General features: G+C 38.3%; 6 protein-coding genes, 1 tRNA gene, 2 rRNA genes and 1 pseudogene (2 of these 10 cut by a window edge). 5 read left to right on the top strand and 5 right to left on the bottom strand.

What is annotated here, in order from left to right; genetic code table 11:
- A 16S ribosomal RNA gene (locus NMG86_RS18405) occupies positions 1-895 on the bottom strand; it reaches 594 nt to the left of the window's first position.
- A gap of 558 nt (positions 896-1,453) precedes the next feature.
- Here NMG86_RS18405 and NMG86_RS18400 point away from each other — a divergent pair.
- Both NMG86_RS18400 and NMG86_RS18395 read left to right on the top strand, forming a co-directional pair.
- Positions 1,454-2,053, top strand: a complete 600-nt coding sequence (locus tag NMG86_RS18400) for a hypothetical protein (RefSeq protein ID WP_043936814.1) — start codon at positions 1,454-1,456, stop codon at positions 2,051-2,053.
- A gap of 97 nt (positions 2,054-2,150) precedes the next feature.
- Positions 2,151-2,223, top strand: a tRNA-His gene (locus NMG86_RS18395).
- A gap of 345 nt (positions 2,224-2,568) precedes the next feature.
- On the opposite strand, the gene NMG86_RS18390 is transcribed toward NMG86_RS18395, so the two are convergent.
- Complete coding sequence (locus NMG86_RS18390; RefSeq protein ID WP_026785734.1) at positions 2,569-2,928, bottom strand: phage holin family protein; 360 nt, start codon at positions 2,926-2,928, stop codon at positions 2,569-2,571.
- 210 nt (positions 2,929-3,138) lie between these two features.
- Here NMG86_RS18390 and NMG86_RS18385 point away from each other — a divergent pair, with 210 nt between their 5' ends.
- Positions 3,139-3,591, top strand: coding sequence for a pentapeptide repeat-containing protein (locus tag NMG86_RS18385; RefSeq protein ID WP_227351519.1), 453 nt, complete (start codon positions 3,139-3,141; stop codon positions 3,589-3,591).
- Between the two features lie 158 nt (positions 3,592-3,749).
- Here the strand turns inward: NMG86_RS18385 and NMG86_RS18380 are convergent, their stop codons facing one another.
- Positions 3,750-4,682: a phosphoribulokinase gene (locus NMG86_RS18380; protein ID WP_026785736.1), complete on the bottom strand. Its 933-nt coding sequence runs from the start codon at positions 4,680-4,682 to the stop codon at positions 3,750-3,752.
- A gap of 142 nt (positions 4,683-4,824) precedes the next feature.
- Positions 4,825-5,319, bottom strand: a complete 495-nt coding sequence (locus tag NMG86_RS18375) for a hypothetical protein (RefSeq protein WP_026785737.1) — start codon at positions 5,317-5,319, stop codon at positions 4,825-4,827.
- A 331-nt stretch (positions 5,320-5,650) separates the two neighbouring features.
- Between NMG86_RS18375 and NMG86_RS18370 the strand changes: the two genes are divergently transcribed.
- Both NMG86_RS18370 and NMG86_RS18365 read left to right on the top strand, forming a co-directional pair.
- Positions 5,651-6,709 carry an IS630 family transposase gene (locus tag NMG86_RS18370; protein ID WP_042152127.1) on the top strand — a complete coding sequence of 353 codons (1,059 nt, stop codon included), beginning with the start codon at positions 5,651-5,653 and terminating at the stop codon, positions 6,707-6,709.
- Positions 6,710-6,739: 30 nt separating this feature from the next.
- Positions 6,740-7,316 (top strand): annotated as a pseudogene (locus tag NMG86_RS18365) (IS630 family transposase); the annotation flags it as partial.
- A 149-nt stretch (positions 7,317-7,465) separates the two neighbouring features.
- On the opposite strand, the gene NMG86_RS18360 reads toward NMG86_RS18365, so the two are convergent.
- Positions 7,466-7,500 (bottom strand): 23S ribosomal RNA (locus NMG86_RS18360) (it continues 2,853 nt past the right edge of the window).

The following is a 7,500-nucleotide window of genomic DNA, read 5'->3' as shown; positions in this document are numbered from 1 at the left end:
CTCCACCGCTTGTGCGGGCCCCCGTCAATTCCTTTGAGTTTCACACTTGCGTGCGTACTCCCCAGGCGGGAAACTTAACGCGTTTGCTTCGGCACGGCCCGGGTCGATACAGGCCACACCTAGTTTCCATCGTTTACCGCTAGGACTACTGGGGTATCTAATCCCATTCGCTCCCCTAGCTTTCGTCCCTCAGTGTCAGTTATAGCCCAGCAGAGCGCCTTCGCCACCGGTGTTCTTCCTGATCTCTACGCATTTCACCGCTACACCAGGAATTCCCTCTGCCCCTACTACACTCTAGTCTTCCAGTTTCCACTGCCTTTACGAGGTTAAGCCTCGCTCTTTAACAGCAGACTTGGATGACTACCTACGGACTCTTTACGCCCAATCATTCCGGATAACGCTTGCATCCCCCGTATTACCGCGGCTGCTGGCACGGAGTTAGCCGATGCTTTTTCCTCAGGTACCGTCATTGTGTTCTTCCCTGAGAAAAGGGGTTGACAATCCAAGAACCTTCCTCCCCCACGCGGTCTTGCTCCGTCAGGCTTTCGCCCATTGCGGAAAATTCCCCACTGCTGCCTCCCGTAGGAGTCTGGGCCGTGTCTCAGTCCCAGTGTGGCTGATCATCCTCTCAGACCAGCTACTGATCGTCGCCTTGGTGGGCTCTTACCTCACCAACTAGCTAATCAGACGCAAGCCCCTCTCTAGGCGATTAATCTTTTACCTTTCGGCTCATCCGGGTTTAGCAGTCGTTTCCAACTGTTGTCCCCGTCCTAGAGGCAGGTTCTTACGTGTTACTCACCCGTCCGCCACTAAATCCCGAAGGATTCCGTTCGACTTGCATGTGTTAAGCAGACCGCCAGCGTTCATCCTGAGCCAGGATCAAACTCTCCGTTTTGAAGAATCTGTTGTTTTGGCTCTAAAACTTGTTTCTCAAAGTTTTAGAATTTTTTGCTTTTTCAGAAAGTTTGTGTTAAACTCCCTGGTTAAGCTCTAAATTCTGTTTTGACGAGAATAAAATGTTTTAACTTGGCTTTCAAACTCTTTAGTTGTCCAGGTTCGGTGTGTCTTTTGTTTTTCGACACTTTTATAAATCTATCAGTCTTCTTTGAAGATGTCAACCCCTTTTGGCGTTTTTTTTTCTGTGAATGCCAAATCCTATCTGTATAAGGGGTTCAGCTTTTTGTCCCTGGGTATTAGTCAAAGATAGAGCCCTAATCGCACTTTTTTTGGGGTTGATGGCTTACGGAATTTTTGCTGGTGTCACTGTAGCTAGGGGAAACAGATATCGATTTTGCGTTAATTACTGAGGGAGAAGCCGTTTGAGACAATGGCTTTGATTAGTAGATGGTCAGTGTTGGACTTATATATTAGGTTGAACGGATGATGCTCTATGTTCTCAGTGGCGAAATTGAGGCTAAACTAACGGATATTTTCATCAATCAAGGCCCCTATTATGATTAATGATGCTGACAACTCAGAAATTCAAGCCGAATGGGATTTACTCAATGATCTGTTTCCGAATGATCTACCATCTTCCTGGAATCCCTATACAGTGAAGGCTGAAGCTTGTTTTTTAGATCAAAATGCTGAGGATTCCCTAATGGCCGCATTTACAGAGGCAGAATTAGTGGAAAGATCTCAACGGTTTATGAACCAAATTAATCAATTTTGGCCAGCAACCCGATTGAAAACGTCTTTATTACGGAATTTTGCGGAACAAATACCTGATGAGTTGTTGAATCGTTTAGCACAGGCAGCTACCCGAATGAATGAAGAGGTTTCTTCGCGAAGTTTGTCCTTAGCTGATCAATTAGTGCAGTGTGTTCAGGAGTTATTGCCCCAATGGTCAGAGGAGGATTTGCAGGTTTTAGCCCGTCCTTTTGCTTATGCAATGCGAGGAGCAGAACTGGATGGGGATGGGGTAAGATCGAATTCGACTATCCTGAAAGAAACGAGTTGGTCTGAGTTGTCCGAGATTGAACAAGCTAGAACCTGCTTTGTGATCACTCGTTATGCGTTATTGGAGGTTTTTTCTGCCCAGGAAACCTCTTGAACTGGCTTTTTGTTAGCTTAGGATCGGCAAATTTTATTTTTTTTGCTCAAGCCCCTAGTCATTTTTTTGATCTTGTGCTAAATTAAGAAATTGTACGGCGAGCGTAGCCAAGTGGTTAAGGCAGAGGATTGTGATTCCTCCACTCGTGGGTTCAAGTCCCATCGTTCGCCCTTAGAGTATATGGTCTGTTCAGGCCGAGTCGGGATGAGTTTTTTCCCGGATTTAACTAAGTTGGAGCAAGAAGTCCGGTGTTCTAAGCCATAGGGATGTGCTGTGTGGATGGCAGCCAAAAAACAACTGATTACAAAAGTGTTATAGATTGTTAATTGTTTACGAGTTCCTAAACCTTCATGGATTATTTGTTGGGGCTAATTTAGGTCAAGAAATTAAATTCTGATATTGCCCACTATATTCTATTGCAACTTCAAGAAAAAACAGTTTTTGATTTAGATGAAGTTGAAATTTATGGCGACAGCATCTCCCCTTCCAGCAAAGTTGTTTTTTTATAATCTGGTTTAATCTAATAAATCGTTAGATTTGTCCAAAATCTGATTAAAGAAACTGGAAACCAAAGAAAGTACAATTGAACCAAATAATGCTGCCCAGAAGCTAGAAATTGAAAATCCGGGAGTAAAATACGCCACTAAGGAAATAGAAATGGCATTGACGACGAATAAAAATAAACCTAAAGTTAGAATGGTTAAAGGCAGGGTAAAAATGGTAATAATGGGTTTAATAATGGCATTTACTAAAGCCATAACAACCACTCCAATGGCGGCAGATTGCCAACTGCTAATGGTAAAACCAGGAACAATATAAGCTGTTACTCCGAGTGAAATTGCCGAGATTACCCAAGTGACAAAAAAATTGAGCATGGATTTTTCCTGAAAATGAAAGTTAAGGTCTAGGTTGTTTTTAGGAACTTGTTATTCTAAAACAACATCCTTATAGACAATTTATTTTACATGATTATATCAAAATTGGGCACTGGAGAGGCTAACATAATTATAAAGGATTTGATTGTAAAGTGGAGCAGTAAACAGATGATCAGACTTGGGAAATTCATCGTTTTAATAGTGGCTACAATGCTATTGGTTTTTCCTGTAGCCTCCTGGGCGGCAAAAAATCCAGCCCATCTATTTTTTAATCATAGTTTGCTACAGGGACGGGATTTTTCTAATCAGTCCTTACCGGCGGCGGAATTTGCTAATTCCAATATGGAGTTAGCAAAATTTGATCATTCAGATTTAGAAGGCGCTATTTTTAGTAAGGGGATTCTAACTAAAGCCAGCTTAAAACAAGCAAATTTAACTTATGCAATGTTAGATCAAGCTGATTTTACCGAAGCTGATTTAAGTGATGCGGTGTTAGTTGAAGCCTTATTTTTAGGGTCAACATTTCGTAATGTTAAAATTATCGGTGCTGATTTTAGTGATGCCATATTAGACCGAGAACAGATTAGACAATTGTGTGAAATTGCCAGTGGAGTTAATTCAGTCACGGGAGTTGCAACTCGTGATTCTTTGGGCTGTAGATAAACTTGATAATATTTAGGGAAATAATCCTTTTTTGATCAAGGATCATTGGGTTATTTCCCCTTTCTTGGACACTAGATATAAAACCATTATTTTTTGATTAAATCAACAATAAACTCCCCGATTTAGGAAATATGATTCAACCCAAAATCATAGTTTAACTAAATTAATTTAGTTGCTTTAATCATGTGATAGGCAATTAACAGTTGAGTTAAAGCTAGAGGATAGCTTTGTAGTATTTCTCCGGTTGTACCTGTTAAAATTCCCAAATTTTGATTCCCTCCAGAACTACAAAAATTTTTTAAACTCGGTAATTCATTACAAAGAATCATTTCTAATGCGTTCACCTGCTCTAAGGTGGCGTGGCTATCAATTTCTAGGACATCTACTGGTTTACCCATATCTCGATCTAATCCTAGACGTACCGCTTCAATATGATGACCATTTTGTTGCTGTAAAATTTCACTGAAATCTGGGTGGGGAATGGTCGGACGCAAAACTAAACGAACGTTCAAATTAGTTCCATTTTCATCACCATCTGGATGATAAAAGGTAACAACCACATCGGCTGATTTTCTTTGAGGACGAATAAATGCTTCTGAGTCAGGTTCCCTTTGTTTTAAGGCAAGAACTACATCTTCTTCGCTGTAACCCCGTTTCATTGTATCTCGTTTAATTTTCCATTTACTGCGTAGGGATTCAGGAGGAGCTAAATACACTTTAACATCATAATTATCCCGAACTCCACGAGTAGAATAACCCAGTAAACCTTCGACAATTACAAACCGATTGGGTTTAATATATTCCGGTGCATCAAAAGTTCCATGATGATGATTATAAATCGGTTTTAAAATGGGTTGTCCCGTTCTTAATAAAGTTAGATGTTGTTGCATAATATCCAGATAATTACAATCTGGATTTAAGGCAGTGATATCCATTTCGGCACGTTGTTTACGATCATAACGATGATAATCGTCGGTACAAATTACCGTTACATTTTCTTCACCTAAGACTTGAGCAATTCCTCTTGTTAAGGTTGTTTTTCCGGCGGCACTGTCTCCAACAATTCCTAAAATAATCGGTCGATGTGTCATCTTAAACCTCAAGCTAAAAGGGAAATCGCGATGTTTTAACTCGCGACAGAAACTCGACTCACAGTTTTTAAACTGCCTCCCCTTTTTGGGGAATAAATAGAAATTGGACTAATATTAGCATGATGTATGCTATCTGATAAAATCATATTTTAAAAAATGATTTTAATTCAGTAGAATTTGCCACTAACCAGCTTGGATTTTGATCGATAAAATCGTCCATATTAACCACAAGCTGTTCAATTTCAGTTAGGTTCTGATTGATGTTTTTTTTATCCTGATTCCAATTTTTAGGCTGTTCTGCGGAAGATATTAAGTGATAACTCTGCAATCGTATATTAATAACTGCTGTATTAAAGTGATTAAACAGTTGTACTTGTCGATGAGCATCAGATAACTGATAATAGGCTTGTTTTTGGTAAATATCCGCCAGTAGTAATCCCGTGATTGAACCGATAAAACCAATAGCAATAGCCCAAAAATAGCCATAACCAACTTTTTGATAAATAAACGAACGATACTCTGAATGCTTTTTCCGTCGAAAAGGATTGTGTTTTTTGATGTAACCCTTCAAAAAATTGGCTACAAAAATTTTAGTATCTTGGTTCGTTGTGTTAGATTTTAAGTCTTCAGATGGCATCAGCCTATACTCCTGTTCCCTCCTGTGTTACGTTCGACTAAAGAACATTTTCTTGGTTCATTTTGTTAAACCTTAACCCTTAAATTTTAAACTACTAGAACACTGTATGGGTTTGACATGACCCATTTTCGTTTCAGGGTGTGACCCCCAAATTACAATTGTGACACGGTTAAGCGTCCCTGATAGTGATAAAGCCAAGGAAATTTCTGAAGAGTCCATAATTGAACTTTTGTCGGTTGACTTAAACAACTTCTACTGATATGGCAGTCCTAAATCATTATCAAGAGCATGATATAATGATATACACTACTTGATTATGACAATAAAAATTATGAATGACTTACAACAGGCAGAAAAAGAGCGGAACAAAGAAATAGCTGAATTAGAAATTTTAATTGAGAGTAATCTTTCGGCAAGAGAACTAAAACGAGCAATAGCTGTCAGGATGGCACTCACCGGTAAAATTTACCGTGAAATCAGCCAAATTTTAGGTGTAAGCGAATTTTTTGTTGGGCATTGGAAAAAAGTTTTTAAAGTCAAAGGAATCGCTGGATTAAAACTAGGATATAAAGGCTCAAAAGGGTATTTAAGTATTCAAGAAAAAACAGAAGTAATTGAGTGGTTAAAGAATAAAAAGTATTGGGATTTAGATGAATTAGTTACTTATGTGGATCAAGAATTTGGGGTAATATATAAATCGAAACAAAGCTACTATAAACTTTTTGACCAGGCAAATATTAGTTGGAAGAAGTCTCAAAAGGTGAATCCAAAATTTAACGAAGAGCAAGTAAAAAAAAAGAGAGAAGAAATTAATGAGATGTTATCAAAACAAAAGGCTGGCATAGAATCGGGGGAAGTAATAGTATTTTTTTTAGATGAATGTCATCTACTTCATGGAGATGTTAATGGCTACGTTTGGGGTCAATCAAATCTAAGAATTGAAGTTCCAATTACCAATGAAAAAGAGCGACAAACTTATTTTGGAGCACTGAATTATCAAAGCAAAAGATTCCATGTTAAAAGTTACCCATCTGGGGATGGAAAATCAACAATTGAATTTATAAAATACTTACAAAACCAATATAAAAACAAGAGAATTATCTTAATTTGGGATGGAGCGAGCTATCATAGATTTGGAGAATTTAGAGAATTTTTATCAGAAATAAATGGTGATAAAGAACCTGATGATTTTTTAATTACTTGTATTTTATTTGCTCCTAATGCTCCGCAACAAAATCCGGTTGAAGATATTTGGTTACAAGCGAAAAACTTTTTGAGGAAGTATTGGTATTTATGCAGGTCGTTTAAGATTATCAAATTTTTGTTCGAGTTTTTTACTAAGGAACATAAATTTGATTTTCCCAAAATTCATCAGTATACTTATATATAGAAAATCATTTAGGATTGCTATAGTTACAACTTGCGTTCAAAAGTGATCGCAGCCATTCAACAAGATGGTATGAAGAAAAGTGAAGTCAGTCAACTGCTCAATATCAGTCGGAACACGATTGACTTATGGTTGAAGCGACAAGCTGAAACAGGAGATTTCAAAGCTCTGCCTAATCGACCACCTGGTAATAACCATAAAATTACAGACTGGGATAAATTTCATCAGTTTGCTAAAATTTATGGGGATAAAACTCAAGCGGAACTGGCTCAACTCTGGGAAGATAAAATTAGCGAGCGCACTATTTCAAGAGCTTTAAAAAAAATTGGTTTCACACGAAAAAAAAACTTATGGTTACCAAGAACGAGATGAAACTAAACGGCAAGATTTCATAGCCCAATTGTCAACTTTGCCAACCGAAAAGATTGTGTACGTCGATGAATCAGGCATGGATAGCCGAGACGAATATGATTATGGATGGAATCTCAAAGGGCAACGTTTTCACGCACTCAAGTCCGGGCGTCGTCTTGGACGAGTCAATATGATTGCTGCTTTGTGTAACCAAAATCTGATGGCAACTTTTACTGTAGATGGAGCTTGTAATCGAAGCTATACTTATTCAGCAAGCCCTAATTACAAATAAATTATAAATAATTGCAAAACAAAAGCAACCTTTAGAATGAAAGATTGCTCTGTTTAAATATATTAAATTCAGTTCAGAAACACTGAAGATTGCAGAGAAACTGGAGTAGTTGAAATGAGGTCAAGCCCTCGGTCTGTTAGTGTGTCTTGGC

Origin of the sequence: Planktothrix rubescens CCAP 1459/22 (assembly GCA_904830895.1) — a bacterium.
Classification (GTDB): domain Bacteria; phylum Cyanobacteriota; class Cyanobacteriia; order Cyanobacteriales; family Microcoleaceae; genus Planktothrix; species Planktothrix agardhii.
The sequence above is the reverse complement of the archived record's forward strand: the minus strand, read 5'-3'. Positions and strand labels throughout refer to the sequence as shown.

Bases quoted from the DNA above. Each gene is read 5' to 3' on its own strand.
- NMG86_RS18380 (WP_026785736.1), bottom strand. From the start codon at position 4,682: ATGACACATCGACCGATTATTTTAGGAATTGTTGGAGACAGTGCCGCC.
- NMG86_RS18390 (WP_026785734.1), bottom strand. From the start codon at position 2,928: ATGCTCAATTTTTTTGTCACTTGGGTAATCTCGGCAATTTCACTCGGA.
- NMG86_RS18385 (WP_227351519.1), top strand. From the start codon at position 3,139: ATGCTATTGGTTTTTCCTGTAGCCTCCTGGGCGGCAAAAAATCCAGCC.
- NMG86_RS18400 (WP_043936814.1), top strand. From the start codon at position 1,454: ATGATTAATGATGCTGACAACTCAGAAATTCAAGCCGAATGGGATTTA.
- NMG86_RS18375 (WP_026785737.1), bottom strand. From the start codon at position 5,319: ATGCCATCTGAAGACTTAAAATCTAACACAACGAACCAAGATACTAAA.
- NMG86_RS18370 (WP_042152127.1), top strand. From the start codon at position 5,651: ATGAATGACTTACAACAGGCAGAAAAAGAGCGGAACAAAGAAATAGCT.